The 25,382-nt window shown below is 69.0% G+C and carries 27 protein-coding genes; 6 read left to right on the top strand and 21 right to left on the bottom strand.

Going from position 1 to position 25,382, the window contains the following annotated elements; genetic code table 11:
• Nucleotides 1-20 precede the first annotated feature (20 nt).
• Nucleotides 21-380, top strand: a complete 360-nt coding sequence (locus HUW62_RS13230; RefSeq protein ID WP_163870920.1) for an alpha/beta fold hydrolase — start codon at nt 21-23, stop codon at nt 378-380.
• Here HUW62_RS13230 and HUW62_RS13235 read toward each other — a convergent pair.
• Together HUW62_RS13235 and HUW62_RS13240 are read right to left on the bottom strand one after the other, a co-directional pair.
• On the bottom strand, nt 373-921 hold the full coding sequence (locus HUW62_RS13235; RefSeq protein ID WP_176434645.1) for a hypothetical protein: 549 nt from the start codon (nt 919-921) through the stop codon (nt 373-375). The two genes, HUW62_RS13230 and HUW62_RS13235, sit on opposite strands and share 8 nt — an antisense overlap.
• A 128-nt stretch (nt 922-1,049) precedes the next feature.
• Nucleotides 1,050-2,666 (bottom strand): hypothetical protein, encoded by a 1,617-nt coding sequence (locus HUW62_RS13240; RefSeq protein ID WP_176434646.1) that lies wholly within the window; start codon nt 2,664-2,666, stop codon nt 1,050-1,052.
• Nucleotides 2,667-2,809: 143 nt separating this feature from the next.
• On the opposite strand from HUW62_RS13240, the gene HUW62_RS13245 reads away from it, so the two are divergent.
• Nucleotides 2,810-3,142, top strand: coding sequence for a hypothetical protein (locus tag HUW62_RS13245; RefSeq protein WP_176434647.1), 333 nt, complete (start codon nt 2,810-2,812; stop codon nt 3,140-3,142).
• Here the strand turns inward: HUW62_RS13245 and HUW62_RS13250 are convergent.
• From HUW62_RS13250 to HUW62_RS13265, 4 genes are all read right to left on the bottom strand, one after another.
• Nucleotides 3,139-3,720, bottom strand: a complete 582-nt coding sequence (locus tag HUW62_RS13250; RefSeq protein ID WP_176434648.1) for an MOSC domain-containing protein — start codon at nt 3,718-3,720, stop codon at nt 3,139-3,141. The two genes, HUW62_RS13245 and HUW62_RS13250, sit on opposite strands and share 4 nt — an antisense overlap.
• A gap of 35 nt (nt 3,721-3,755) precedes the next feature.
• On the bottom strand, nt 3,756-4,733 hold the full coding sequence (locus HUW62_RS13255) for an MBL fold metallo-hydrolase (RefSeq protein WP_163870179.1): 978 nt from the start codon (nt 4,731-4,733) through the stop codon (nt 3,756-3,758).
• A 79-nt stretch (nt 4,734-4,812) separates the two neighbouring features.
• Nucleotides 4,813-5,766 carry a DMT family transporter gene (locus tag HUW62_RS13260; RefSeq protein ID WP_240357084.1) on the bottom strand — a complete coding sequence of 318 codons (954 nt, stop codon included), beginning with the start codon at nt 5,764-5,766 and terminating at the stop codon, nt 4,813-4,815.
• Between the two features lie 75 nt (nt 5,767-5,841).
• Entirely contained in the window at nt 5,842-6,825 is a 984-nt protein-coding gene (locus tag HUW62_RS13265; RefSeq protein WP_176434649.1) for a GNAT family N-acetyltransferase, read from the bottom strand.
• Between the two features lie 189 nt (nt 6,826-7,014).
• Here HUW62_RS13265 and HUW62_RS13270 point away from each other — a divergent pair, with 189 nt between their 5' ends.
• On the top strand, nt 7,015-7,578 hold the full coding sequence (locus HUW62_RS13270) for a cytochrome c oxidase assembly factor Coa1 family protein (RefSeq protein ID WP_176434650.1): 564 nt from the start codon (nt 7,015-7,017) through the stop codon (nt 7,576-7,578).
• An 86-nt stretch (nt 7,579-7,664) separates the two neighbouring features.
• On the opposite strand, the gene HUW62_RS13275 is transcribed toward HUW62_RS13270, so the two are convergent.
• The 4 genes from HUW62_RS13275 to fsa all read right to left on the bottom strand — a co-directional run bounded on the left by HUW62_RS13275 (nt 7,665) and on the right by fsa (nt 11,554).
• Complete coding sequence (locus HUW62_RS13275) at nt 7,665-8,630, bottom strand: electron transfer flavoprotein subunit alpha/FixB family protein (RefSeq protein WP_163870177.1); 966 nt, start codon at nt 8,628-8,630, stop codon at nt 7,665-7,667.
• A 28-nt stretch (nt 8,631-8,658) separates the two neighbouring features.
• Entirely contained in the window at nt 8,659-9,456 is a 798-nt protein-coding gene (locus tag HUW62_RS13280; RefSeq protein ID WP_163870176.1) for an electron transfer flavoprotein subunit beta/FixA family protein, read from the bottom strand.
• Nucleotides 9,457-9,607: 151 nt separating this feature from the next.
• A complete protein-coding gene (locus tag HUW62_RS13285) occupies nt 9,608-10,744 on the bottom strand; it encodes an acyl-CoA dehydrogenase family protein (RefSeq protein ID WP_163870175.1) in 1,137 nt (378 codons plus the stop codon).
• Nucleotides 10,745-10,900: 156 nt separating this feature from the next.
• Nucleotides 10,901-11,554: a fructose-6-phosphate aldolase gene (fsa, locus tag HUW62_RS13290; protein ID WP_163870174.1), complete on the bottom strand. Its 654-nt coding sequence runs from the start codon at nt 11,552-11,554 to the stop codon at nt 10,901-10,903.
• A gap of 145 nt (nt 11,555-11,699) precedes the next feature.
• On the opposite strand from fsa, the gene HUW62_RS13295 reads away from it, so the two are divergent.
• A complete protein-coding gene (locus tag HUW62_RS13295) occupies nt 11,700-12,758 on the top strand; it encodes an SIS domain-containing protein (RefSeq protein ID WP_163870173.1) in 1,059 nt (352 codons plus the stop codon).
• Between the two features lie 150 nt (nt 12,759-12,908).
• Here HUW62_RS13295 and HUW62_RS13300 read toward each other — a convergent pair whose 3' ends face one another.
• The 9 genes from HUW62_RS13300 to mutM all read right to left on the bottom strand — a co-directional run bounded on the left by HUW62_RS13300 (nt 12,909) and on the right by mutM (nt 21,405).
• A complete protein-coding gene (locus HUW62_RS13300; protein ID WP_176434651.1) occupies nt 12,909-14,273 on the bottom strand; it encodes a lipopolysaccharide assembly protein LapB in 1,365 nt (454 codons plus the stop codon).
• Nucleotides 14,270-14,794 (bottom strand): 2-amino-4-hydroxy-6-hydroxymethyldihydropteridine diphosphokinase, encoded by a 525-nt coding sequence (folK, locus tag HUW62_RS13305; protein ID WP_163870171.1) that lies wholly within the window; start codon nt 14,792-14,794, stop codon nt 14,270-14,272. The genes HUW62_RS13300 and folK overlap by 4 nt, the downstream gene beginning before the upstream one ends.
• A complete protein-coding gene (locus tag HUW62_RS13310) occupies nt 14,791-15,564 on the bottom strand; it encodes a fumarylacetoacetate hydrolase family protein (RefSeq protein ID WP_163870170.1) in 774 nt (257 codons plus the stop codon). Before HUW62_RS13310 ends, folK begins: the two co-directional genes overlap by 4 nt.
• Nucleotides 15,561-16,376 carry a 4-hydroxy-tetrahydrodipicolinate reductase gene (gene dapB, locus HUW62_RS13315; protein WP_176434652.1) on the bottom strand — a complete coding sequence of 272 codons (816 nt, stop codon included), beginning with the start codon at nt 16,374-16,376 and terminating at the stop codon, nt 15,561-15,563. The genes HUW62_RS13310 and dapB overlap by 4 nt, the downstream gene beginning before the upstream one ends.
• A gap of 33 nt (nt 16,377-16,409) precedes the next feature.
• A complete protein-coding gene (gene dapA / locus HUW62_RS13320; protein WP_176434653.1) occupies nt 16,410-17,297 on the bottom strand; it encodes a 4-hydroxy-tetrahydrodipicolinate synthase in 888 nt (295 codons plus the stop codon).
• 16 nt (nt 17,298-17,313) lie between these two features.
• Nucleotides 17,314-18,555, bottom strand: a complete 1,242-nt coding sequence (lysA, locus tag HUW62_RS13325) for a diaminopimelate decarboxylase (protein ID WP_176434654.1) — start codon at nt 18,553-18,555, stop codon at nt 17,314-17,316.
• A complete protein-coding gene (locus tag HUW62_RS13330) occupies nt 18,552-18,791 on the bottom strand; it encodes a hypothetical protein (protein WP_163870166.1) in 240 nt (79 codons plus the stop codon). Before HUW62_RS13330 ends, lysA begins: the two co-directional genes overlap by 4 nt.
• A gap of 2 nt (nt 18,792-18,793) precedes the next feature.
• A complete protein-coding gene (locus HUW62_RS13335; RefSeq protein ID WP_255203404.1) occupies nt 18,794-20,455 on the bottom strand; it encodes a TIGR04551 family protein in 1,662 nt (553 codons plus the stop codon).
• Between the two features lie 128 nt (nt 20,456-20,583).
• The gene (gene mutM, locus HUW62_RS13340) at nt 20,584-21,405 is read right to left on the bottom strand and encodes a bifunctional DNA-formamidopyrimidine glycosylase/DNA-(apurinic or apyrimidinic site) lyase (protein ID WP_163870164.1); all 822 of its coding nucleotides are present in this window, start codon (nt 21,403-21,405) and stop codon (nt 20,584-20,586) included.
• 318 nt (nt 21,406-21,723) lie between these two features.
• On the opposite strand from mutM, the gene HUW62_RS13345 reads away from it, so the two are divergent.
• Entirely contained in the window at nt 21,724-22,548 is an 825-nt protein-coding gene (locus HUW62_RS13345; RefSeq protein WP_163870163.1) for a M48 family metallopeptidase, read from the top strand.
• Between the two features lie 18 nt (nt 22,549-22,566).
• On the opposite strand, the gene HUW62_RS13350 is transcribed toward HUW62_RS13345, so the two are convergent.
• Both HUW62_RS13350 and HUW62_RS13355 read right to left on the bottom strand, forming a co-directional pair.
• Complete coding sequence (locus HUW62_RS13350) at nt 22,567-23,616, bottom strand: YihY/virulence factor BrkB family protein (protein WP_163870162.1); 1,050 nt, start codon at nt 23,614-23,616, stop codon at nt 22,567-22,569.
• A 90-nt stretch (nt 23,617-23,706) separates the two neighbouring features.
• Nucleotides 23,707-24,594, bottom strand: a complete 888-nt coding sequence (locus HUW62_RS13355; protein WP_163870161.1) for an MTAP family purine nucleoside phosphorylase — start codon at nt 24,592-24,594, stop codon at nt 23,707-23,709.
• Between the two features lie 91 nt (nt 24,595-24,685).
• On the opposite strand from HUW62_RS13355, the gene HUW62_RS13360 reads away from it, so the two are divergent.
• On the top strand, nt 24,686-25,382 hold a 697-nt coding region (locus tag HUW62_RS13360; RefSeq protein ID WP_176434656.1), incomplete at its 3' end, for a hypothetical protein.

The raw sequence follows: 25,382 nt of genomic DNA on the forward strand, positions 1-25,382 counted from the left end.
GTTCCGACGGAGACACGGGCTTGTCTCCGAGCTGGTCTCGCGGGTGGCGTCGGGACTCGTCCAGTTCGGGAGGTCCGAGCATACGCAAGGAGCACTGGGTCGACCTGCTCGCGGATCAGCGCACAACGCTGGCGTGGATGCCTCGGTTCCAGGCGTATCTGCGTGAGTGCCAGCCGCCGACGTTGATTGTGTGGGGACCGCACGACGGGTACATGCCCGAGGAGTCGGCGCGGGCGTACTTGCCGGATGCGGAGCTCCATCTGCTCGACGCGGGGCACTGGGCTCTGGAGACGCACCTGGATGAAAACGCGTTCCTCATGCGGCGCTTCCTTCAGCGCGTGCATGCGTCACGGACAGAGGGCGCGGCCTACGTCACATGATGCGTCGGCGGGCTTCGAGGACTTGGAGTGCCCAGGTACGGGCCTCAGGGCCAGCCTGGGGGAAGTCGAAGCGACCTTCCTCGATGAGCTGGACGAGGCGCTCGTCGCGCGCGACCAGGTGTGGAACCTTCCAGGGAAAGCTGAGCGCCGCTGAACCACGCTCCGCGTAGTCCTCGTGAGCAACGAGCGCTTCCAGGTAGCTCGCGTACAGGTCGAAGAAGCGGTCCACGTTCGAGGCGAGCGGCATGACGACCGGCCCGTCGAGTTCGTAGGTGTCCACTTCAACGACGGGCTGACATCCTCGCGCGTCCGCCAGGCCGGGAACCGTGGCGAAGTAATAGGCAAGGTTGGCTTCTCCACCGAAAACGCAGACCGTCAAGTCAAAGCGCTTCTGCCAACTCTCGCGCCACCACTGGTTCTTCTCGTCGAGCTGGTTCTCGTCGTCATTGACGCGGAGGAGATAGGCGTCATCCGCGAACCTCGCGCTGCCCGACCTCGAATAGAAGGCCGCCAACATCGGGTCCAGGGGATGCCCACCCACGCCCTCCCCTCCCCTGAGAGGACGCTGGGCGGGAGCGGTCAGGCGCATCTCCAGGGACTCCCGCTTGCAAACGGAAACCAATCGGTCGAACCCAGGCAGTATCGGCTGCTCCATCGTCGAACTCCTGCTCAGTTCACCTTCGGGAAACGCGACTTCAACGCCTCAAGCGCCGCCTGCTCGGCCCGCTCGATGAAAACCTGCTCGCCTCGTGGAACTTCGACACGGTGGTACCAGGACTCGAAATGCGAGTCGATGATCCTCGTCGCGGCCTCGACTTCGTCACGCGTCGCGGTTCGCTGGGCGGTTCGGAACTTCGTCCAGAGGCGACTCACTCGCTCATGGATGAAGTCTTGGACCACGGCGAGTCGGCTCGAAGCATTGATGTCCTCCTCCGGAAACAAGTGCGCATATTCCAGGGGACGTCGGTGGTGGACCGGATAGCGATCTGAAAATGCGTCCATGGCGGGGGCCAAGTCCGGACGGGCTCTCTTGTAAGAGATTCGCGCGGCCTTCCGCAGTCCGTGCTTCTCCCCCAGTTCGAGCGGCATCGAGGCCAACTTCTCGATGCGAGCCATGAGCGCACGCAGCTCGCCCCGTTCACTGGTGGTGAGCGCTCGCTCCCCTTCGAGCTGAACCTTCGTCCACAGTCGCTCGAAAGCGCGGCCCTCGCTCTGCGGCACCCGAGACAGCATGGTCCGCAACCAGCCGCTCGCAGCCTCTTTGCCCTGACGCAGCGCCTTCCGAACGATGCCGCCACCGCGAACCGCGAGGAAGCCCGCGCCCTTGATCGCGACAGCGCCCACGTACCAGAGCGCCAGTTCCTGCACGCCTCGCTGAGCCAGCCAGGTGAAGCCCTCCGCGACACCTTCTCGCCAGCGCCGCACGATGTCCTCGTGCATCGCCCGGTACTCAGCGGCGACTTCCGGCTCGAGTCCCGTCGGTGGCGCGAAGCCGACGACTCGCGCGGACTCCACCCAACCGTCACCTTCACCCCGACTGTGGGTCAGCCGGATTCCGAACCGCACCGTGCGCGGCCCGATACCATCCTGGAAGGAGCGTGTAAGCCGAACCACCTCCCGACCGACTCGTGACGCCGGGGCCTGCGGAGAACCACCTGCTCCGCTCCGAGTCACCTGGAAGTGGTGCAGCTCCCACCCGACCACGCGACCGTCCTCCAGCACCGCATCGGCCTCCAGCCAGGCCTCTCCCCCGTTGGGGACACCTATCCCTGCCAGGAGACGCGCCAGCCCCGATGGAACCTCGTCGGGCCCAGTGTCATCAGCCCACTGCACTGGCAGCGTCCTGGCCTCGGGTGGGCGCTCCGCTTGGCGATGGAACGAATAGTCCACCGACCACTGCCTCTCTTCCCGGCGCAGCGACAAGACCACCTGCCCCGTGCGCTCCAGACCGTAGCCAGCGAGCACCTCTCGCAGCGCGTCCCGAATATCCGCTGCTCCGACCGGACCTCCTCGATGCCCCACACGCTCCCGAGCCTCGTAGCCAGTCCAGGTCAGCGCACCTCGCTCCAACCAGAACGTCAGCGTCAGGTGCGCCCCTACCGAGTCGATGTCGCGAACAGTCGCGCCTATTTGCTCGACGACCCGGACGACCTCTGCCTCGGCGGCCCGCAACATTTCGGACTCATCCTGAGTCGGGACCGCGCCTCGCCCCAGCCAGACATTGCCACCCGAACCTTCGGAGGTCGTCGCACAGCCCGCCACCACGAGCAGGATGGACAGCACCATCAACCAGCCCATCGGGACAGCGGAAACATTGCGCCGCCCAACACCGCCGGCAGGACTCTCGTTGGTATGCTCACTGCCCCCGCGACATCGCATGACAGGCAGACGTAACACGCGCACCCTCGCCATTGGCTTCCGGGAACTTCATGGCCTCCATCTTCGACATGCTGCGACTCGTCGAGAAATACCCCCAGGCCTTTCTCATCGACTCGGAGAAGGAGCGGGAACTGCAGTTGCGTACCCTCGAAGCAGTCATCATCGGCTACTCGTCAGCGATTCATGTGCACAAGGTCCCGGTGCCAATCGAGGAATTCAATCAGGCGTTCTCGCAATTCCTTCGCGAGAAGTTCGGCTGGAGCACATGCCACGGAGCAATCAGGACCCTGGTCCTTGAAAGCCCCACTGCGGACGCAGCCTGGGAACGGTTCTGGCTCCTCCTCTGGGAATTCGAAAAGAGCCTGAACCTTCCCGCTGACTAAGGCAGCACGTACGTCACCGGCTTCGGCAACATCACGCGGACATCATCTCCCACGCGGATGACACCAGGCCGGTCCACCCAGGCCACCAGGCCCCGTCGCTCCCACGCGGACTTCACGAAGCGGCTCGCCAGCTTCACGTGGTCCGGATGGTGCTCCTCGATGACCTTCCCCGGTCCGGTGCACGGCTCGTTCTCGCCTTCCACCGCGAGCACCGCGTCGTCGGGAAAGAACAGCCGCGTCCCCGGTGGCAGGTGCGTCAGCCTCGGCACGCCCACCAACTCCAGATTTGCTCCCAGCCATGACGCGAGCACCTTCGGCACTCCGAGCGTCTCCGCCACCAACGCCAGCTCCTCCGTCGACACCAGCGAGAGCTGCCGCGTGTTCCGGATGGGCGTCCCCTTCGGGTACCACGGCGTGCGCACGTCCGCCGGCCGCGTGTGCCCCGCGTGCCGGTCTCCGTCGATTCCCTCGAACGTGACCCGCACCTCGGACAACTCCCGAGTCACGAAGGTCTTCTTCTCGGTGCACACCAGGACGCGGACCACCTGGCCCACAGGCTGTGGAGAACGGGAAGGCATGGCCCCATTCTACTCCGGTCCTCACCCTCTCCGCCTCACAGCAACGAGAGCTGCTGCGGCTTGCCTCCCAGCGGCCGCGCATCCACTCCCGCGTCCCGCAGCGCCTGCGCCAGCTCCTCCGCGAAGCCGTGACACGTAATCACCTCGCTCGCCCCTGTCGCCTTCACGTAGGCCATCAGCGAGGGAAAGTCCGCGTGGTCCGACACCGGAAACGCCACGTCCGCGCCGTACCGTCGCGCCGCACCCGGGTCCATCGCCCACCCTGTCAGCACGGCACTCCCGCGCGGCCACAGGTGCGCCAGCGCCCCGCCCCTCGCCTGATGCGGCGGGAAGAACAGCACCTCGCCCGGCTCCACCTTCCCGTGGAAGCACCGCAGGTTTTCAATCGGCACGCCCAGCTCCGCGTAGAGCTGCGCCACCTCGAAAATCGACGAGTGCGCCACCAACGGGAAACCCCTGCCCGCCAGGAACTTCATCGCCTCCTGGCTCTTGCCCAGCGGATACCCCAGCACCACCGGCACCGCGTCCCGCTCGAGCTGCCGCCGAATCCAGGCCTCCACCTGCCCCCACACCTCGTCACGCGGCGGGAAGCGGTAGCGCGGATGACCGAAGGTCGACTCGATGACGAGCGTGTCGCACTCCGCCACCTCCGTCGCCTCCGCCGTCAACGACGGCACCACGTTCAAATCCCCCGTGTAGACGACGCGCCGCCCATCCGCGCGGATGACTCGAAGCTGCGCGCTGCCCAGGATGTGCCCCGCCGGCAGCAGCTCCAACACCAGCGGCCCCAGCTCGAACGGACGGCGATACGGCGCGGCCAGCGGCGCACTCACCGGCCCCAGCCGATGCTCCATGAAGCGCAGCGTCGCCGTCGTGGCGATGGTTCGCTCGTGCCTGGCGATGTGGTCCGAATGTCCGTGGCTCACGAAGCTCAGCGGCGACTTGCGCTTCGCATCCAGGGACAGGAGGGTGCCCGTCAGGTGCAACCCGTTTCGACGCAGCTCCACGCTCATGGGAAGGGCCCGGATATAGCGCGTCCACCCGCCCGTGGGCCGCTTCTCTCGCGGCCCGCGCCCGTCCGCCTGGAGGGCGTCAGCCCGTCCCCTGCACTCCCTGTCGCCTTGACTTCCACCACATCCAGGCAGGCGTCCCCAGCTCCGCCACCAGCACACCTGTCAGGATGAGCCCACCCCCCATCGCCTCCGGCGCGCCCAGCACCTCGTAGCCCAGCACCACCGAGTACATCGACGCGAACACCGGCTCCAACGCGTAGATGACCGCCGCGCGCACCGCCGACGTCCTCGCCTGCGCCCACGTCTGGATGCTGATGGCCAACGCGCTCGGCAACAGTCCGCACACCAGCACCGCCGTCACCAGCGGCGCATTCCACTCCACCTTGCGCGTCACGAAGGGCAGGCACGCCGCCGACAACAACGCCACGCCCCACAACTGCACCGCCACCATCCCCAGCACGCCCTCCTTCGATGCGTAGCGCTCCGTGAGGGTGATGTGCCCCGCGTACGCCACCGCGCAGCCCAACGACAGCAGCTCCCCCACGCTCAGCCCGGCACCTCCCTCGCCTGGCGCGGGCCGCGTGAGCAGGTAGAGCCCCACCGCCGACAACGCCACGCCCAGCAGCGCCGCGGGCTTCGGCATCCGCCGGAACACCAGCAGCGACAACACCGGGACGAACAGCACGCTCATCCCGGTGATGAACGCCGAGCGCGACGGCGTGGTGAGCGTCAACCCCCACGTCTGGAGCGCGAAGCCCAGGAACAGGAACGTCGCCAGCACCGCGCCATGGCGCAGGTTCTTCGGAGAGAACACCTGCCGCCCCGCCAAGACGCTCAGCACCAGCGCCCCCACCCCGAAGCGCAGGGCGAGGAAGGTGAACGGGTCGGCGTGCCCCAGGGCGTCCTTCACCACCACGAAGGTGACGCCCCAGATGAGGGTGATGAAGAGCAGCGCTCCGTCCGCCTGGAGGCCCTTGAGCCGCTCCATGCGAGTCGGCTCGCGCCCCATGCTGTCGGGAGTCGAGATGCTCACGGAAGTCCTCGCGACGCGAAGGCGCGGCGCGGGTGCTTTTGACGCACCCCGAGCCCCCACGCAACCCCCGTGGACTCAGGGGCCGGAGTCCCGCTCCAAAACCACCAGTCGCTTGGACCGCCCCGCCGCGTCCCAGGCCTCGTTCGTCCGCCGGGTCAGCGCGTCCGAAGCACGACGAAAGCCCACGCCCTCGAACGTCCGCAGCGACGCCGCGTTGTCGTCGTCCACATCCGCCTGGACGCTCGGCGCGCCCTGTCGGTGCGCCTCCTCCACCAGACAGGCCAACAGTTGAGTGGCCACGCCCATCCGCCGGGCCTGGGGCGCTACCACCAGCGAGCGCACCCAGACACCATCCAACGGCAGCCCCTCCTGCCGATACGAGTCCACCCAGGCGAAGCCATGCAGCTTCCCCTTCGCGTCCAGCGCTCCGGCCGCCGCCCCACGGCGCTCGGGCATCTCCAGTCCCCACCGCTCACGAAGCTGCCGGCGCAGGAAGCTCGCGGACACGACGAGTCGCTCGCTCGCGAAGGTGAGCAGCGCGTCCATGTCCTGCGCCCGCAACAGCCGGACCTCCAGCGGTCCCACCCAGTGGCGCCGCAGCGGCTTCGACCAGCCGGAGAAGAAGAAGTCCCTCACACCCCGATAGACTAGCCGGGTCTCGGGCCGCGCCCACGCCGTCGCCAGTGTCCGCTGCGCCACCCAGAGCGCCGGGCGGAACGGCCGAGGCAGCGGCACCCGCCACCTGCCACGCCGCAGCGCCACCACCCGCCCGAGCACCTCCCCGCCCGAGCGCTCCTCCGCGCCCAGCAGCGTGGCCGTCCTCCAAGGTTCGATGGACACCACCACGCGCGCCGTCAGCATCCGCCCCTGGCGCACCAGCACCACGTCCCCCCGCGAAACGGCGCCTGGCCCGCAGCGCAGCACGCGCACCGCGTCCGCCGAGCGCAGCAGGGGATACAGGTCCTGCCCCACACCTCGCACCCAGAGCCGCTGCCCTGGAGGCAAGGCCTCCAGCACGTCCAGCAGCACGTCGGTGGACGGCGTCTTCCGCGGCGGCACGCGCCACCTCCAGGGAAGTCCGGCCCCACACGAGCCTTCCCCGTCGCTCGTCCGTCGAATGTAGCCGCTCCCCTCTCCCACACCAACCGACGCGAGCCACCTCCAACCCAGGGCCCTATCCCCCGCGCGTCTGGCTCGCTAAGAGAGGAGCGCCGCCGGCCGGGTGATGGCGCGATGAGGAGAGAGGTCATGGATGCAACGCCCGAGGGCTCGCTGGTACCCCAGCAGGGGTGGTGGAGCCGCAACTGGAAGTGGTTCGTGCCGGTGGGCTGCCTGGGGGTGCTGGCCTCGTGCGGCTGTCTGGGCTTCGCGCTCGTGGGCTTCGGTTACTCGTCGCTGAAGAACATGGACGCCTTCACCGAGGCCGTGGCCATTGCCCGCTCCGACGCGGAGGTGCGAAGCGCGCTGGGCTCGCCCATCGACAACGGCCTGCCCAAGCAGACGTCGGTGCAGACCGTCAACGGCGTGACGCACGCGCGGCTCGCCATTCCCCTCGACGGGCCCCAGGCGGACGGCCTGCTGCACGTCGACGCGAAGAAGCAGGGCGATGGCGAGTGGGAGTACGACACCCTCGCCGTGGAGCTGGAGGACGGCTCGCGCATCGACCTGCGCGACGATGCCGCGCGAGAGCAGCCCGACGCGTTCCCCCCGGACGAAGGAGCGGAGCAAGCCCCGCTGCCACCTCCCGAGGAGCCGCGCGGAGGGGACGAGGAAGCCCCGGCCCGCAAACGCGACAGCGACATCGAGCTGTAGACGCGCCTGCCGGAAACGACGAAGGGGCGGCGCGGGGACAACTGCCCCACGTCGCCCCTCGTGCATGGCCCAGGCGGGCCGGAGTGCTACTTCAGCTTGTGCAGCTCCGCGCGCAGCTCGGGCAGGACCTTGAAGAGGTCCGCGACGATGCCGTAGTCGGCCACCTGGAAGATGGGAGCCTCGGCGTCCTTGTTGATGGCGACGATGGTCTTCGAGCTCTTCATGCCCGCCAGGTGCTGGATGGCGCCGCTGATGCCCGCGGCGACGTACAGCGCGGGAGCCACCACCTTGCCCGTCTGGCCGACCTGCAGGTCGTTGGGAACCCAACCCGCGTCACACACCGCGCGGGAAGCGCCCACCGCGGCGCCGAGCTCGTCCGCCAGCGCTTCAATCTCCTTGAAGTCGCCCTTGGTGCCACGGCCACCGGAGATGACGACCTTCGCCTCGGTCAGCTCCGGGCGAGCGCTCTTCACTTCCTTGAACTCGACGAACTTGGTCTTCGAGGCCTCGACCTTCGGCGTGAAGGTCTTCACCTCGGCGGCGCCCTCGCCCGAACCGGCGGCGGCGAACTCCGTGGCGCGCACGGTGAACACCTTCACCGGCGTGGTGAGCTTCACCTCGGCGAACACGTTGCCGGCCCACATGGGACGGTTGAACGTGATGTCCCCGCCCGAGCCGTTCAGGCCCGTGACGTCCGTGGCCATGGCGGCCTTCAGACGCGCGGCGAGGCGGGGCAGCAGGTCCTTGCCCTGGGCCGTGGACGCCATGCCCACGAAGTCCGCCTTCAGCTCGGTGGCGAGCGTGGCGAGAACGGGGGCGTACGTCTCCGCGAGGTAGTGCTCCAGCTCCGGGGCGGCGCCCACGTGCACGGCCTTGGCGCCGGTGCCCTTGAGCTCGTCGGCGACCTTCGCGGGGTCCTTGCCGATGAGGGCGATGTGCAGCTCCGCGCCGGCCTTGTCGGCCAACTGCTTGCCCGCGGTGATGGCGTTGAGAGAGGCCTTGCGAAGGTGCCCGTCCGGCTGCTGCTCGGCGACGATGAGAACGATTGGCATGGGAGTGTCTCCGTATCTTCCGAGAGGGTTAGACGACCTTCGCCTCGTTGCGCAGCTTGTCCACCAGCGTGGCCACGTCCGGCACCTTGATGCCGGCCTTGCGCGCCGGCGGAGACGCCAGCTTCACGATCTGGATCTTCGGGGTGACGTCCACGCCCAGCTTCTCCGGCGTGAGCTCCTCGATGGGCTTGCTCTTCGCCTTCATGATGCCCGGGAGGCTGGCGTAGCGCGGCGTGTTGAGGCGCAGGTCCGTCGTCACGACGGCGGGCAACTGGCACTCCAGCGTCGCCAGCCCGTTGTCGACCTCGCGAATCACGCGCACGGCCTTGCCGTCCGCCGTCAGCGTCACGGCGGGGACCTTGTTCTTCTCCTGCTCGCTCTCCATCGACTCCACCTTGGAGGCGAACGTGGCCTGACCCCAGTCCAGGAACTCGGCCAGGTACTGGCCCACCTGGTTCTGGTCGTCGTCGATGGACTGCTTGCCCAGGATGACGAGGTCCGGCTTCTCCTTCTCCGTCACCTTCTGGAGCAGGGCGGCGATGCCGAACTGGTCCAACGGGCCGGTGTGGTTCACCCACACGGCGCGGTGAGCACCCATGGCCAGGGCGTGCCGGAGCTGCTCCTGCACCTCCTTGCCACCGATGGACACCACCACCACTTCACCCTGGTGCTTGGCGACGAGCCGGAGACCTTCCTCCACGCCAATCTCGTCGAAGGGGTTGATCTTGTACTTGAGCCCCTCCTGCACGATGCCCGAGCCGTCGGGCTTCACCTTGATTTTGGACTCGGGGTCTTCCACGCGCTTGGCGGTGACGAGGATCTTCACGGCTGGGCTTCTCCTTGCGGGAGGCGTTTATGAAGGCTGGAAAACAGTCCGTGCGGTCCGCCTTGACGCGACGCGCGAACGGTCTGGGTTAATAGGCATCGGGGTGTCACGGCGGCAATGGGAAACGGCCGCCGGACACAGTTCTGCTTTTCTACCTGAACAGTTCCTTCGCGATGACGAGCCGCTGGACCTGACTGGTGCCCTCGTAGACCTGGATGAGCTTGGCGTCTCTCATCAGCTTCTCGACGGGGTACTCCTTGATGTAGCCGTAGCCGCCGTAGACCTGGACCGCGTCGGTGGCGACCTTCATCGCCATGTCCGCGGCGAAGGACTTGGCGTAGCTGGACTGCAGGGTGTTGCGCTGACCCTGGTCCAACAGCCACGCGCTCTCGTAGGTGAGCATGCGGGCCGCGTGGGTGTTCATGGCCATGTCCGCAATCATGAACTGGATGGCCTGGTGCTCGATGATGGGCTTGCCGAACGTCTTGCGCTGCGAGGCGTACTCCATGGAGTGCTCCAGCGCGGCGCGGGCGATGCCCACGGAGAACATGGCGGTGAGCGGGCGGCTGTTGTCCAAGGTCGCCATGGCGATGGCGAAGCCCTGACCCTCTTCACCGATGCGGTTCGCCACCGGGACGCGCACGTCCTCGAACGTCAGCGACACGGTGTCGCTGGCGCGCTGGCCCATCTTGTTCTCGTGCTTGCTGGGCGTCAGCCCCGCGGGGCGACCTTCCACCACGAAGCAGGTGATGCCCTTGTGCCGCTTCGCCTTGTCCACCGTGGCGAACACCGTGTACTGCTCGGCGTGGCCACCGTTGGTGATGAAGCACTTGGCGCCGTTGATGACGTACTCGTCACCCTCGCGGCGCGCCGTCGTCTGCATGTTGGCGACGTCGCTGCCCGCCTCCGGCTCGGTGAGGCAGAAGGAGGAGAACTTCAGCTTCTCCGCGAAGTGGCCCAGCAGGCGCTTCTTCTGGTCCTCGGTGCCGTGGAGGATGATGGGGAGGTTGGCCAAATCGTTGGCGATGATGGACGTGGCCACGCCCGCACAGCCCCAGCTCAGCTCCTCCGCGACAATCGTCTGGTCCAGGTGCGACAGGCCCACGCCGCCGTACTCCGCGGGGATGGCCATGTTGAGCAGGCCCAGCTCGAACGCCGTGGCGAGCAAGTCCCGGGGAAAGGTGGCCGTCTCGTCGTAGTGCGCCGCCTTGGGGCGCACCACCTCGCGGGCATACTTTCGCGCCGCCTGCTGGAGCGCGCGCTGGTCCTCGGTGAGCTGGAATTCCATGAGATTCCTCGTGGTGCGAAGGCGTGTTGACTCGGGAGTCAACGAATACATGCCGCGCCGCGAAATCTCCAGCCCAACCCACCTGGGAAAATGGTGCCCAGGGGGGCGGGCGACACCCCGGGGGCCGCGCAGGCCCTCCGGGGACTCAGGGTGCGTCTACTTCTTCGCCTTGGGGACCTTTTCCCAATCCGCGAGGAACTTCTTGATGCCCGCGTCGGTGAGCGGGTGGTTGGCCAGCTGGGTGATGACGCTGTAGGGCAGCGTGGCGACGTGCGCGCCCATGCGGGCGGACTGGAGCACGTGGACGGGGTTGCGCACGCTGGCGACCAGCACCTGCGTGTCGAAGTCGTAGTTCTGATAAATCTCGAGGATGGCGGAGATGAGCTCCATGCCGTCCTGGGAGATGTCGTCCAGCCGTCCGACGAAGGGCGACACGTAGGTGGCGCCGGCCTTGGCGCACAGCAGGGCCTGGTTGGCGGAGAAGATGAGGGTGACGTTGGTGCGGATGCCCTCGGCGGTGAGCGCCTTGACCGCCTTCACGCCCTCGATGCCCATGGGAATCTTCACCACGACGTTGTCGTGAATCTTCGCCAGGGTGCGGCCCTCGGCGATGAGCGCGTCGGCCTCCATGGACACGGCCTCGGCGCTGATGGGGCCGTCGACGATGGAGCAGATCTCCCGGATGGTCTCTTCCAGCCCGCGGCCGACCTTGGCCAGCAGGGACGGGTTGGTGGTGACGCCGTCCACGCAGCCCATGGCGTGCGCCTTGCGGATTTCCTCGACGTCCGCGCTGTCGATGAAGAACTTCATCTCGTCACTCTCCTGGGTGGCCCCGTGAAGGGCTGGAAAAGGAATGGCCCTGGGGGGCCGGGCGAGCAGGCGCGTAACCGATGCCCCCCCACGCGTCAAGGGTGGCCACCGTGATGTCTGGCAGGTACAAGGCGAAGCCGACGCCATGGCCCGCTCCCCTCGCTCCGCCGTCAAGAAGCCCCGTCTGCGCGCCCTCCCGGGCCGCTCCACTCCGGCCCCCTCGTCCGAGCCGGACGACGAGGCGCTGCTCGCGTGCGCGCGCGACGTGTTGGAGGCGGAGGCGAACGCCATCCTCGGCGTGACGACGCGGCTGGGCGCGCCGTTCCTGAAGGCCGTGCGGCTGGTGCGCGAGTGCGCGGGCCAGGTGATTGTCACGGGCATGGGGAAGGCGGGCCACATCGGCCAGAAGCTCTCCGCCACGCTGGCCTCCACCGGCATCCGCTCCGTCTTCCTCCATCCCGCCGAGGCGGTGCACGGGGATTTGGGCCGCGTGGCACGAGGGGATGTCATCCTCGCGATGTCCAACAGCGGCTCCACGGAGGAGCTGCTGCGGCTTATGCCCGCGTTCAAGCGCATGGCCACGCCGGTCATCGCGCTGACGGGGGATGCGCAGAGTCCGCTGGCGAAGGGCGCGGACGTAGTGCTGGATATCGGACGCATCGCGGAGGCGTGCCCCATGGGGATGGTGCCCACCGCGTCCACCGCCGCGCTGCATGCGCTGGGCGACGCGCTCACCATGGCGGTGATGCGCTCGCGTCCGTTCGGCACGGATGACTACGCGCTCCTGCATCCCGGCGGGAAGCTGGGCCGCTCCGTGCAGCGCGTGTTCGAGCTGATGCGCACGGGCCCCGCCAATCCGCTGGTGCGCGACACCGCGCCGCTGTCGGAGGTCGTCGGGGTGATGACGAAGACGCCGGGGCGTCCGGGCGCCGCGTGTGTGGTGGACCGTCGCGGGCGACTGGTGGGCATCTTCACGGATGGCGACCTGCGCCGCCGCGTGGAGCAGGGCCTCACCGACTTCTCCATCCCCGTGCGCGACATCATGGGCAAGCAGCCGCGCTGCGTGACGCCGGACACGCTGGTCATCGCCGCCACCGCGCAGATGCGCGAGCTGCGTGTGGACCAACTCCCCGTCGTGGATGTCGAGGGCCGCTCCGTGGGCCTGCTCGACGTGCAGGATTTGCTCGCCGCGAAGTTCGTCTGAGTGCGCGTGCCGCCTCGCTTCCGAGGCGACTCCATCGAGAGCAGCGAGGACGCTCGGAACGCCCGCCTCGACGGGCACTCACGATGCGGAACCGATGCCTGCCCCACCGAAGCACCGGGCGTCATGTGACGCCCGTGCTCCTCGTGAGCCCTACTGCGTGAGCTTCGCCTGGAGCGCCGACTTGTTGTAGTCGGGTGCGTCCGAGGCCAGCTTCTCCCAGAGGGCCTTGGCGCCCTTCTCGTCGCCCTTGGCCTTGAGGGTGTCGCCCAGCTTCTCCACCGACGCCGGGTCCGACTGCACCGCCACGCCCCACACGCGCGCGGCCATGGGACGACCCAGGCCCACCAGCGCCCAGGCCATGCCCGCCTTCGCGCGGCCGTTCTCCGGCTGGAAGGGCACCACGCGCGTGTAGTTGCCGAGCGCCTCCTGGAAGCGCCCCTTCGCCAGGTGCTCCTCGCCCTCGTCCACCAGCTTCGCCAGGCCCTGCTCCAGCTCCGGCGTGCGCTCGGTGTTCTGCACCGCGTCCACCATCTCCTTCGTCAGCGGACGAGGCACGTCCGGCCCCTGCGCCACGGGCGCCTGCGCCAGCCGGATGCGACGGTCCTCGGCGCGCGACGCGAGCAGCTTCGCCCGACCTCCCGCCTTCACCGTCTCGTCCACCAGCGTCGCCAGCCGCTTCGCCGCGGCCGCTCGCGAGGAGGTGGGGTTCATCGCCTGCACCGCCTCGAAGCCCTCGCGCGCCTGCTTCAGCGCCGCCAGGTCCTCGCCCTTCGTCTCGAACAGCACCGCCGAGCGCCCGTAGAGCGCCTCTTCGTGCTTGGGCTCCACCTCCAGCACCGCGACATACGCGCCCAGCGCGCCCGCCGTGTCACCGGTGAGGAAGAGCGCGTTGGCGCGCATCACTCCCGTCTCCAGCGCGGGCTCCAGCGCCGCGCGAGCACAGGCCGCCGCGCCCGCGACGTCGCCCTTCTTCGCGCGCTCCTGCGCCACCGCGCCCATCGACTCCACCGCCTGCCCCGTCGTGAAGCCGCAACCCGCGGCCTCCGCCGTGGCCAGCGTCGCCCTGCCCAGCTTCTTGCGCTGCGCGAGGAACAGGTCGCGCACCGACTTGGCGCGCTCGTCAGCCTGGAGCAGGTACGTCACCGCCTCCGCGTTGCGGCCGTTCAGGTAGTACAGGCGCCCCAGCGACGCCGCGATTTCGAAGGTCTTCTCCCGCCCCTGCAGCCCCTCCGTCGAGTCGAGCTGGCGCAGCAGCTCCTCCGCGGACGGAGGCGCCTTGCCGGTGCCGGACACCGGGGGATGTCCCGAGGGCAGCTCGCCCGTGGGCGCCGCGGCGGGAGCGGCCCCACCTTCCACCGGAGGATGACCCTCGGGCAGCGCGCCCCCCCCCATGGCGGCTGACGGCTTCGCGGGCGACACCTGGGTCCCTGGAGGGACAACCGGGTGACCAGGGGGCAACGGGGAAGGCTCGGCGGCGAGCAGCGCCGCGGTGGCCAGGGCCAGGGAAAGGTTCATGTCTCGTTGCTCGGCAGGCTCGCTTCGGGCCACGCGGTGGCCTCACTCCTGCGGACATCCTGCGGGGCGAGTTTCCCGAGGAGCTCCTTCACCGTCATTCCCAGCACGGGGTGCAGCAAGTCGGGCGACAGCTCCGCCAACGGCTCCAGGGCGAAGCGTCGCTTGTGCAGCTCCAGATGCGGCACCTGGAGGTGAGGGTCCGCCACCACTCGACCCTCGCAGAAGAGGATGTCCAGGTCGATGGTGCGCGGGCCCCAGTGCTGCTCGCGCCTCCGGCCCAGGTCCTTCTCGATCTGCTGAAGGATGACGAGCAGCCGCTGCGGCGACAAATCGCAGTCCAGCGCCACCACCGCGTTCAGATAGCGCGGCTGCGGCGGCCCCACCGGGGCGCTGTCGAAGAGTGAGGAACAACGAAGCACGGCCACCGCGTCGATGCGGGACAGCGCGGTGAGGGCGGCGACGAGGTGGGACTCCCGGTCCCCCTCATTCGAGCCCAACCCGACATAGATGATGGTGCTCACGGCTCCAGCTCAACCGGATTGAGCAGCGTCCCGATTCCCTGGACTTCCACCTCGACCGAGTCACCGGCCGACAGCTTCCCTACCCCCGACGGCGTGCCGGTGCTGATGAGGTCCCCCGGCAGGAGCGTCATGATGTGGGAGATGAAAGCCACCAGCCGAGCAGGGCTGAACACCATGTCGGACGTGCGGCTGTCCTGGCGCACCTGCCCGTTCACCCGGCAGGAGATCTGGAGGTCCGCCGAGGACAGCCCCGTCACCGCCCACGGGCCCGCGCACGCGAAGGTGTCGTAGCCCTTGGCGCGGGTGTGCTGCGTCTCGCGCTTCTGGATGTCTCGCGCGGTGACGTCGTTGAAGCACGTCAGGCCCCAGATGGCGCGCGCGGCCGTCGTCTCGTCGGCGTTCTTCAGCCGCTCGCCGATGACGAGCGCCAGCTCCGCCTCGTAGTGCACTTCCTGGCTCGCCTTGGGGATGCGGATGGGCGAGCCCGGGCCGTTGAGCGCGGTGGAGGGCTTGGTGAAGATGAGCGGCTCGGTGGGGACGGGCTTGCCCATCTCCTCCGCGTGCTTGCGGTAGTTCTGGCCGATGCAGACGACTTTTGATGCGTCCGACGGCACCAGCAACGTCACCGCCGACAGCGAGCGGCGGATGCCCGTGTCCTTGACCCCGCCCAACCAGGGGGCCGAGGTGAGCACCACCACCTCGGAGCCCTCGACGCGGCCATGGTTCGCGCGGCCTTCGTGGAGGAAGCGGCAGTAGCGGGCGGTCGTCATGAAGTCCTCTGGAAGCCGAGCACGTCGGCCATGTCATACAGCCCCGGAGGGCGGCCCACCACCCAGCGCGCCGCGCGCAGCGCCCCCAGCCCGAACTGATCTCGACTGGTGGCCCGATGCGTCAGCTCGATGCGCTCGCCCTCACCGAAGAAGTACACGGTGTGCTCTCCCACCACATCTCCGCCCCGGAGCGTCTGCACGCCAATCTCGCTGGCGGGCCGGGCGCCAATCTGGCCCTCCCGGGCGAACGTCAGGTCGTCCTGCGTGCGGCCGAGCGCGGAGGCGAGCACCTCCGCCAGCCGCAGCGCGGTGCCGCTGGGCGCGTCCTTCTTCATGCGGTGGTGCGCCTCCAGCACCTCCACGTCGAAGCCCGGCCCCAGCACCCGCGCCAGCTCCGCGGCCACGCGGATGACCAGGTTGACGCCCACCGACATGTTCGGCGCGGCGACGATGGGAACCGCCTTCGCGCACTCCGCCAGCAGCGCCGATTGCTCCGGCGAGAAGCCCGTGGAACCGCAGACGAAGGCCACGCCGTGCGCCGCGCACGCCTTCGCGTGGGCCACGCTCACCTCGGCGCTGGTGAAGTCGATGACGACGTCCGCCTTCGCCGTGTCGAGCGCGCGGGCCAGGTCGTCCACCACCTGCACCTCCAGCGCGCCCAGCCGCGCGGCGAGGCCCGCGTCCAGCCCCACCGCGGTGCTGCCCGGCCGCTCCGTGGCGCCCACCACCTGCAGGTCCTCCGCGTCACGCGTCAGGCGCAGCAGCGTGCTGCCCATGCGACCGGTGATGCCGGTGATGACGGTGCGAATCATGTGGCCGCGCTCCTCGGTGTCGTGTCGTGGCGCTCAGTGCTTCAAGAGGCCCAGGTGCCGCAGCTCGTCGCCCAGCTTCTCCGCGTTGGGCCCCGTCATCGGCACCAGCGGCAGGCGGACCTCCGGACCGAACAGCCCCAGGAGGTGCAGCCCCCACTTCACCGGGATGGGGCTGGACTCCACGAAGAGCAGCCGGTGCAGGTTGTTCAGCTTCACCTGCAGCTCACGCGCCTTGGCGAAGTCACCCGCGCGGCCCGCGGCCACCAGGTCCGCCATCAGCCGGGGCGCCACGTTGGAGGACACGGAGATGACGCCCTTGCCGCCGCACGCGAGGAAGGGCAGCACGGTGAAGTCGTCGCCGGACAACAGCGTCAGCCTGTCGCCACACTTCTCCAGGATGTCCACCGCCCGGGCCATGTTGCCGGTGGCCTCCTTGATGGCGACCACTTCGGGGAAGTCACACAGCCGCTGCACCGTCTCCGGCAGCAGGTCCACGCCCGTGCGACCCGGGACGTTGTAGGCGACAATGGGGAAGCCCGGGTGCGCGCGAGCCACCGCGCGGAAGTGCTCCACCAGCCCCGCCTGCGTGGGCCTGTTGTAGTACGGCGTGACGATGAGCGAGCCATCCGCGCCGGCATCACGCACGCGCGCCACGCTCTCAATCACCTCCGCGGTGTTGTTGGAGCCGGCGCCGCCCAGCACTCCCACGCGGCCCTTCGCCTCCTCCACCACCACGCGCACCGCGCGGGCGCGCTCTTCGGCGTTCATCGTGACGGACTCGCCGGTGGTGCCCATGGGCACCAGCACGCTGGTGCCGCCTTCAATCTGCTGGCGCACCAGCGCCCGGTAGGCCGACTCGTCGAGCGCGCCGTTCCGGAACGGAGTCGCGAGCGCCGTCATGGAACCTTCGAAGGTCTTCATTCCGGCGCTTATATGTTCAGGCCCGCTCGCCGCGCCAGAGATCCTCGGTGCGCTCCCGCTCCCTCACCACCCGCCACGCCTCTCCATCCACCAGGACTTCGGCCGGACGGGGGCGGGAATTGTAGTTAGAAGCCATGCTCATCCCGTACGCGCCGGCGCTGAGGAAGGCATACAGCTCGCCCGCCTGGGGGAGCACCAGGGGCCGGGCCTTGGCCAGCACGTCGGTGGACTCACACACCGGCCCCACGACGTCCACCTCCACCGCCTTGCCTCGCCGCTTCAGCAGGGGGACGAAGGCGTGGTGGGCCTCGTAGAGGGCGGGGCGGAGCAGGTCGTTCATGCCCGCGTCCACCACGGTGAAGTGCTTGGAGGGGGTCTGCTTGCGGTACAGCACGCGGGTGAGCAGCACGCCCGCGTTGCCCACCAGCGAGCGCCCCGGCTCCAGCACCAGCCGCGCGCCCGTGTCCTTCGTCGCCGCCAGCACGACGCGCGCGTACTCCTCCACCGAGGGAGGCGTCTCGTCCGAGTAGGTGATGCCCAGGCCGCCGCCCACGTCCAGGTACTCCAGCGCGTGCTTCCGGGCCTTCAGCTCCTGGTACAGCCCCGCCACCTTGCCGAGCGCCGCGCGCAGCGGCGAGCTCTGGGTGAGCTGCGAGCCGATGTGACAGTCCAGGCCCGCGGCCCGCACGCCCTTCATCTTCTTCGAGCGCGCGTAGAGGTCCACCGCCTCCTCGAAGGGCACGCCGAACTTGGACGTCTTCAGCCCGGTGGCGATGTAGCGGTGCGTGCGAGGGTCCACCTCCGGGTTGACGCGCAACGCGAACGGCGCGCGTCGCCCCAACCGGCGCCCCACCGCGTCCAGCGCCTCCAGTTCCTCGGCGCTCTCCACGTTGAAGAGGAGGATGCCCGCGGCGAGCGCTGCCTCCATCTCCTCCTGCGTCTTGCCCACGCCCGCGAACACCGTCTTCGCGGCCTCGCCGCCCGCATGCCGCACGCGGGCCAGCTCTCCGCCGGAGACGATGTCGAAGCCCCCGCCCAGCTCCGCGAACAGCCGGAGGATGGCGAGGTTGGAGTTGGCCTTCACCGAGTAGCAGACCAGGGGTCGTGCGTCGGAGAACGCCTCCGTCACCGCGCGGAAGGCCTGGGTCAGCGCGGCGGTGGAATAGACATAGGTGGGGGTGCCCACCGCGTCGGCGATGGCGGGCAGCGGCACGGCTTCCGCGTGCAGCACGCCCTTGCGGTACGGAAAGGAGCTCACGGTGTCCCAGCGTCGATTTGGGTGGTGGGCGTCAGGGCCCCGCCATCCGTCGTCGAAATAATCGATGGCCCCGAGGACTCCACGCTGACGGGCGCGGTGTCCGACGGCGGCGGAGGGGTCTCCGTCGCCGGCACCGGCGCCGCCAGTGGCGGCTTGGCCGGACCCTTGATGCCGCACGCCACCATCCCCAACACCAGGACGGTGGCGACCCCGAGCGACGTGAGGGCGCGCTTCATGACTAGAACTTCACGCCCAGCCAGCCGCGGATGCTGTGCGGCGTCTCCAAATCCGCCTTCAGGGCATCCGTGTAGGCCTGCAGACCGCCCATGGGGAACAGGATGCCGTAGGCGATGCCCGCGATGAAGCCGTCCTCGGTGGTGTAGTCCACGCCCGCGTTGACCTCCACGCCCAGCGACTTGCTGACGAAGGACGGCGTCGACTCCGCGTAGAGCGCCTGCGAGTAGATGAGGCGGCCATACAGGTCGATGCCCGGCGCCACCGCGTACTTCACGGACGGGCGCACGTAGAACGCGTCGGTGACGCCGCCAATCAGCTCGCGCCAGAGGATGAGGTCGATGCGGTAGTCGCGGTTGAAGCGGAAGTTGCGGATGGCGGAGTCGGAGCAGCCTCCGTTGTCGCAGCGGTACTGGCGGCCTTCCACGTCACCCGGGTTGGTGTAGCCGTTGGTGCCCGAGCCCTGACGGCCCGGGTAGTTGCCGAAGCCCGGCGCCTTGTCGCCGGAGGCGAAGCCCAGCTCCAGGCCCAGCGTCAGCTTGTTGTCTGCGACCTTCACCTCACCCTGCGCCACGCCGCCGAACTGCGCCACCGTCAGGCTCTGGTCGAACGTCGCATCACCCGTGGTGAGCGCGCGGTTGCCAATCTTGCCCAACACCGCCGCCAGCTCGAACTCCAGGCGCCAGTTGCGCTCCTCGTACCGCAGCCAGAGGTCGGGGATGTACAGGTTCGCGTCGCGGGGGATGAAGCCGCCCGTGAGCGCGCCGTCGGCATCCTTCACGTTGTCGTAGTTCTGCGAGCGCCAGGTGAAGTGCAGGCCGTACTGGAGCACGCCCTGGTTGTTCTCCAGCTTGGAGCGGATCTGCGCGTCGGTGTCCCGGCGGGCGATGGCCAGCACCCAGCTGTGGGCGTCATCCGCCTGCGTCAGGTCCACCGGCTCGCCCTCGGCGCCGCCCTTGTAGAACGTGCCCTCCGAGTTGAAGTCCAGCATGGGCGTCACGTACCAGCCCGCGAAGGGCTCGGTGACGAACTGCACGCGGTCCACCGTGTCGCCGAAGTCGCAGTCGAAGCAGTTGCCGTCGTTGCGCAGCATGCCCAGGCCCCAGTGGCTGCCCATGCGGCCGAAGCGCAGGATGCCCACCGGCGTGTTCACCTCGCCGTAGGCGCGGCGCAGCTTGATGGAGTCCGACAGCGTGTCACCCAGCGACTCCTGGTCCTCGGAGAAGACGGTGAAGATGTTGCGCTGGTCCCCCGGGTAGAGCGTGTCCGGCGTGGAGCCGAACACCACGTTGTCCAGACCGTCCACCTGGAGCTTGATCTTCACCTGCTCGGACACGTTGAACGTGGGGTCCAGGCGCAGGCGCATGGTGGCGAAGGACTGGGTGTTCTCCCCCCGGCGCGGCGAGACGGCCGGGAAGATCTCCTGGCCGGGGACCTTGCCCAGGTCGAACTTGTAGAAGAGCGTGGGGCGCAGGCGGAAGTAGCCGTCGAGCGTGAAGACCTCCAGCTTGCGCTTCTCCTCCGGGTACTCCTCGCTCCACTCCTCGCCGTTGAGGGACTGCTTGGCGGCCTCCGCGGGCGCGGGCGGAGGCGTGCCCCCAGCCGGCACCTGGGCGGTGGCCGTGGAGGAAGCGACGAGCAGCGCCGCCAGCAGGACGTGAGACATGGGCAACGATCTCCAGGGCCGCTCGGGGCGGCCGGGTCGGAAAGGCGGGCGATTCAAGCCACGGGACAGGGGGGTGTCAACGCCAACCGGGACGCGAGTTCGCGTCGTGAACGACAGGACGTCCAGGGTCATTTCCCTGTCCCTCCCCGGGGTTGGCACTTCGGACAGGCATAAGTGGTGCGTCCCGCCTGGGTGAAGGACTCCACCGGCGAGGCGCACTTGGAGCACGGGCCACCACCGCGCCCATACACCAGGAACGGGCTGACGGCGCCCCATTCCTCCAGGTACACGGGCTCCTCGCCCTCCTGCTCCTCCAGGCCGAAGTCGATGCTGGCGCGGATGGCCTGGACCAGGCGCTTCCAGTCGTCGGGGCCGAGGGAGGAGGGCTTGCGGGCGGGATGGAGGCCGGCGCGGAACAGCGCCTCCGCGGCGTGGATGTTGCCCATCCCGGCGATGCGCGCCTGATCCATCAGGGCGACCTTCAGGTCCTGCTTCGAGGACGCCAGGGCCTGTTCGAGCTGGCCGGCGGTGAGGCCGTCCGCCAGCGGATCCCTCCCCAGGGCCTTCACCACGTCCAGGGAGCGCAGCTCCGAGGCGGGAGCGGGCTCCATCCGGCCGAACATGCGCGCGTCGGCGAAGTGCAGCACCTGCCCGTTGTCCAGGTGGAAGCGGGCGCGGCTGTAGGGCACGACGTCCCCTTCCGAGCGCCGGACGAACTTGCCCGTCATGCCCAGGTGGCCCAACAGGCCCCGGCCTTCCTCGAAGGCGAAGAGGAGGTACTTGCCCCGCCGGACGAGCGACGTCAGCCGCCCATGGAGTCGCGCGAAGTCGCCGCGCTCGGCGCCGCGAAAGACGCGGGTATCATCCGCCTCCGCGCGCACGAGGCGTCGTCCATCGAACCAGCGCACCAGATTGCGCCGGGCGATTTCTACTTCGGGTAACTCAGGCATCCCCTCGGGCACATAGCACCGGCGCCCTCCTGGCCCACGCATTTCTTGCGCTTGTCGGCTCGCGCACATGTCCCCAGGGCGCCTCGGGCGCGGCGATCAGCCCCGTCCAGGAGGCTCCCGGCGGGTGCGCTCGCCGCCGGGGGTGTCCCGGCGCACCAGAGGTCCCTGCCCTCCGGCTCCCGGGCGCCAGCGCGCCCGAGCCCCACGCCTCCCATCGGAACCCTCACGAGGGGCTTGCCGTGGAGGCGGACGCTGCCCAAGAGTCCGGGCAGGTTTCGGTCTCAACGCATCAACCGACAAAGAAAGGCGTCCTCGGTCATGCAACGGATTCTCTCGGCGGTATGGAGCCTGGCCCTCGTCATGGGAGTGACGACGGGCTGCACCACTCAGCGCGTCCAGGCGGAGAAGGCGCTCGCGAAGACCTTCGTCTCGGATGAGCAGGAGGAGGACATCGGCAAGCAGGTCAAGGCGGAGCTCGAGCAGAAGGAGAAGATCAAGTACGTGGAGGACCCGACCATCGTCGAGTACGTCCGCAACCTCTCCGCGCCCATCATCAAGCAGGCCACCAAGGACCGGCCGGGCGTGAAGTGGAAGATCAACGTCATCGACGACCCGAAGACGGTGAACGCGTTCGCCACGCCGGGCGGCTACCTCTACGTCTACACGGGCCTCATCCTGGCCGCGGACACGGAGGCGGAGCTGGCGGGCGTCATGGCGCACGAGGCGGGCCACGTCGTCGGCCGTCACTCCGCGCGGGCCATGGTGAACCAGATGGGCCTGCAGACCGTCACCCAGCTCGCCCTGGGACAGAACCCGGGCGCCGCGGCCCAGGTGGCAGCCCAGCTCGTCGGTGGCGGAGCCATGCTGGCGCACAGCCGCAGCGAGGAGTTGGAGGCGGACGAGTACGGCGCGCGCTACTCCTCCGGCGCCGGCTTCGACCCCAAGGGGCTCATCAGCTTCTTCCAGAAGCTCCAGGCCCAGGAGGGCAGCACGCCCGGCGTCATGAAGTGGCTGAGCACCCACCCCACCAACAAGCAGCGCATCGCAGACCTTCAGGAGTTCATCTCCAAGAAGGGCCTGCGCGGCAGCAACAACAGCCCGGGCCAGCTGCCCGCCATCAAGCAGAAGCTGGGCGGCAAGTAGCCCCCGCCCGAGCCGGGCTCAATGCAGGGTGGACGGGGGCTCGCGCTCCAGCTCCGCTCCAGAGGGCTCGGGGGACTTCCCCCGGGCCACGCGGTGCTTCCAGCGCCAGAAGGCCAGCCGGGAGCGCTTCGCGCTCGCCGCGCTCTTGGCGGCTCCAGGCGTCTTGATGGGAGGCTCCGCTGGAGCGGCCTCGCCGAACTGGCGCGCCCCCTTCTCCTTCCCCTCCGCCGAGGCGTGCTCCAGGATGGCGTTCAGCTCGCCACCGAGGATGAACACCAGCCCGGAGATGTAGAGCCACAGGAGCAGCACCACCACGCCACCGATGGAGCCATAGGTGACGTTGTACTTGCCGAAGTGCTCCACGTACTGCGTGAAGCCCCACGTGCTCGCCATCCACACCAGCGTGCCGAAGATGGAGCCGGGAGTGATGTACTTGAAGCGCTGCTTCACGTCCGGCAGCAGGTAGTAGCAGAGCGACAGCGCCAGCATCACCAGGCCCGCGGTGAACGGCCAGCGCACCCAGGACCAGACGACGTAGAAGGCCTCCTGCACGTGCAGCCGCGTCGCGAGCCACGCCCCCAGCCGGCCGCCGAGCAGGAACACGGCGAAGGACAGCGGGATGAGCAAGGTGCCGACGAGCGTCATCAGCATGGCGAGCCCCTGCGTCTTCCACAGGGGACGCGACTCGGGCACGTCGTAGGCCAGGTTGAGCGCCTTGCGCAGGGCATCCGCGCCGCGCGAAGCCGACCACAAGGCCACCAGGAGACCCACCGTCAAGAGCTTGGGGCGGGGCTGGTCCACCAGTGACGTCAGGTGCTGCGTCACCAGGCCCAGCGCGTCTCCAGGCACCAGCGGGCGGACGCGGTCCAGCATCGCGTCCACCGCGCCCGGCGCGAAGGGCAGGTACGCCACCAGCGTGACGAGGAAGAAGAGGAACGGGAACAGCGAGAACAGCAGGTAGTAGGAGAGCTGCGCCGCGATGTCCGTGACGGTGTCTTCCTGGAACTCCTTCACGAAGCGTCGGGTGAACTCGCGCCACGTGAGGTACTTGAGCCTGGGCAGCCGCATCCTTCCCTCCTCGCTCCCGACCCTCGGGTATCGGAAGGTGGGGTTGGCGACGCGGGTTGGCAGCAGGCGACCGGGCGAGCCCTCGTTCGGCTAGACGACGTTCGGCGGGAGGTATCTGCCCAACAGTGGACGAAGCCGGGAGCGCACCTCGTCGGGGATGCGGGAGCGCTCGGTCCACAGCGCCATCGCCAGGGCGGAGTCACAGCGACACGCGGACGGGGCCTCGGCGATTCGCGGCAGCGCGCGGCGGATGAGCGCGGCCCCCTTCGCGGTGACAGCCGGCACGTTGTGGGACAGCCGCGCCAGCAGGGCCTCGTGCTCCTGTCCCGGGGGCAGCGGCTGCCAGGAGTCGTAGTCCGTGGGCAGCGCCACCAGCGCGTAGTGCAGCTCGGCCTCTCGGGCGAGCCGGGCCTCGGGCATGGCCGTCATCCCGACCAGGTCCGCGCCCCACTGCCGGTACAGCAGGCTCTCCGCGCGGGTGCTGAGCGAAGGGCCCTCGACGCAGACATACGTCGCCTGGGTGGCCACGACGGCGCCGCTGGCGGTGGCCGCGTTGGCGAGGACCTGACGCAGCGTGCCGCAGAAGGGCGAGTCCAGCTCCACGTGGACCGCGAGGTCGTCGTAGAAGGTGCAGGGGCGGCGGTAGGTGCGGTCGATGACCTGATCCGGGACGACCAGTTGGAGCGGAGGCAGATGCTCCTGGAGGCTGCCCACCGTGCCCGTGGCCAACACGTGGGTGACGCCCAACTGCTTCAGCGCGAAGAGGTTGGCGCGGTACGGAGCCCGGGTGGCGTTGAAGACATGACCCGCGCCGTGGCGTGGCACATAGACGACGGAGACGCCGTCCAGCTCTCCGGAGACGAGGGGGCCCGCATGGGGACCGAAGGGGGTTTCGAGGGTGTGGGTCTCCAACCGACCGGAGAGCCCCAACAATTGCTCCAGACCATGGCTCCCGATGATGCCCACCCTGACAGCCATGTTCCTCCTCTTGGCGCTCCGGCCGCGCTCCTGAACCATAGCGCCCCCCTGGCGCCGGGAGGCACGAAGACTGGTAGTTTTCGAAATAGCCATGCGTCTTCTGCCCTTCCTGCTTCTGGCCCTCGCCGCCACCCCCGCCAGCGCCCAGCGCGGCGCTGTCCCCTCCGGCTGTCAGGAGGACTACGCCACCTGCAAGGAGGACTGCTCCATCGAGTACGGCGGCAGCAGTCGCACCGTGAAGAAGCTCACCCAGTGCCTGAGCATCTGCACGGAGAACCGGGGCGACTGCAGCGAGCGTCACTCATCGCTGCGCGGCCTTCCCGACAGCGTGGTGGCGGACCCTCCTCGTCGCGGGCGGCCCTCCTCGAAGAAGCCCGTGAGCCGGGAAGAGGACCCGTTTGGAGACTCGGGGGACTCGGAAGGCCGGCGCACGACGAACCGCGAGGAGGACCCGTTCGGTGACGCGCGTCCGGACCGGGACTCGGTCCGTGGGCGTCGCGACAGCTACCGCGCGGACAGCGTGCCCGCCGAGGACACGCGCCCTCCCGCGGAGGATGTCCCCGCGGCGGCGCCGCCCGTCGACACCACGCCCGTGCCCACCGTGTCGCGGCAGGGCGTCTACCGGGCTTCCGACTCCGACCCCAAGCCCGCGAAGCCCGCGTCGAAACCCGAACCGGAAGCCGAGCCGGACCTCAGTGACCTGGAGCCGTTGGATGCGCCGAAGCCCGCGCCCACGGCCACCGCGAAGCCGCCGCCCCGAATGGAGCCGGTGAAGCCCGCCCCCGCGA

The organism is Myxococcus sp. AM011, from assembly GCF_013372595.1.
Taxonomy (GTDB): domain Bacteria; phylum Myxococcota; class Myxococcia; order Myxococcales; family Myxococcaceae; genus Myxococcus; species Myxococcus eversor.

Coding starts and splice junctions, on each gene's coding strand:
- HUW62_RS13240 (WP_176434646.1), bottom strand. CDS start 2,666: ATGGTGCTGTCCATCCTGCTCGTGGTGGCGGGCTGTGCGACGACCTCC.
- HUW62_RS13245 (WP_176434647.1), top strand. CDS start 2,810: ATGGCCTCCATCTTCGACATGCTGCGACTCGTCGAGAAATACCCCCAG.
- HUW62_RS13250 (WP_176434648.1), bottom strand. CDS start 3,720: ATGCCTTCCCGTTCTCCACAGCCTGTGGGCCAGGTGGTCCGCGTCCTG.
- HUW62_RS13255 (WP_163870179.1), bottom strand. CDS start 4,733: ATGAGCGTGGAGCTGCGTCGAAACGGGTTGCACCTGACGGGCACCCTC.
- HUW62_RS13270 (WP_176434650.1), top strand. CDS start 7,015: ATGGATGCAACGCCCGAGGGCTCGCTGGTACCCCAGCAGGGGTGGTGG.
- HUW62_RS13275 (WP_163870177.1), bottom strand. CDS start 8,630: ATGCCAATCGTTCTCATCGTCGCCGAGCAGCAGCCGGACGGGCACCTT.
- HUW62_RS13285 (WP_163870175.1), bottom strand. CDS start 10,744: ATGGAATTCCAGCTCACCGAGGACCAGCGCGCGCTCCAGCAGGCGGCG.
- fsa (WP_163870174.1), bottom strand. CDS start 11,554: ATGAAGTTCTTCATCGACAGCGCGGACGTCGAGGAAATCCGCAAGGCG.
- HUW62_RS13295 (WP_163870173.1), top strand. CDS start 11,700: ATGGCCCGCTCCCCTCGCTCCGCCGTCAAGAAGCCCCGTCTGCGCGCC.
- HUW62_RS13300 (WP_176434651.1), bottom strand. CDS start 14,273: ATGAACCTTTCCCTGGCCCTGGCCACCGCGGCGCTGCTCGCCGCCGAG.
- HUW62_RS13310 (WP_163870170.1), bottom strand. CDS start 15,564: ATGACGACCGCCCGCTACTGCCGCTTCCTCCACGAAGGCCGCGCGAAC.
- dapB (WP_176434652.1), bottom strand. CDS start 16,376: ATGATTCGCACCGTCATCACCGGCATCACCGGTCGCATGGGCAGCACG.
- dapA (WP_176434653.1), bottom strand. CDS start 17,297: ATGAAGACCTTCGAAGGTTCCATGACGGCGCTCGCGACTCCGTTCCGG.
- HUW62_RS13330 (WP_163870166.1), bottom strand. CDS start 18,791: ATGAAGCGCGCCCTCACGTCGCTCGGGGTCGCCACCGTCCTGGTGTTG.
- HUW62_RS13335 (WP_255203404.1), bottom strand. CDS start 20,455: ATGTCTCACGTCCTGCTGGCGGCGCTGCTCGTCGCTTCCTCCACGGCC.
- mutM (WP_163870164.1), bottom strand. CDS start 21,405: ATGCCTGAGTTACCCGAAGTAGAAATCGCCCGGCGCAATCTGGTGCGC.
- HUW62_RS13345 (WP_163870163.1), top strand. CDS start 21,724: ATGCAACGGATTCTCTCGGCGGTATGGAGCCTGGCCCTCGTCATGGGA.
- HUW62_RS13350 (WP_163870162.1), bottom strand. CDS start 23,616: ATGCGGCTGCCCAGGCTCAAGTACCTCACGTGGCGCGAGTTCACCCGA.
- HUW62_RS13355 (WP_163870161.1), bottom strand. CDS start 24,594: ATGGCTGTCAGGGTGGGCATCATCGGGAGCCATGGTCTGGAGCAATTG.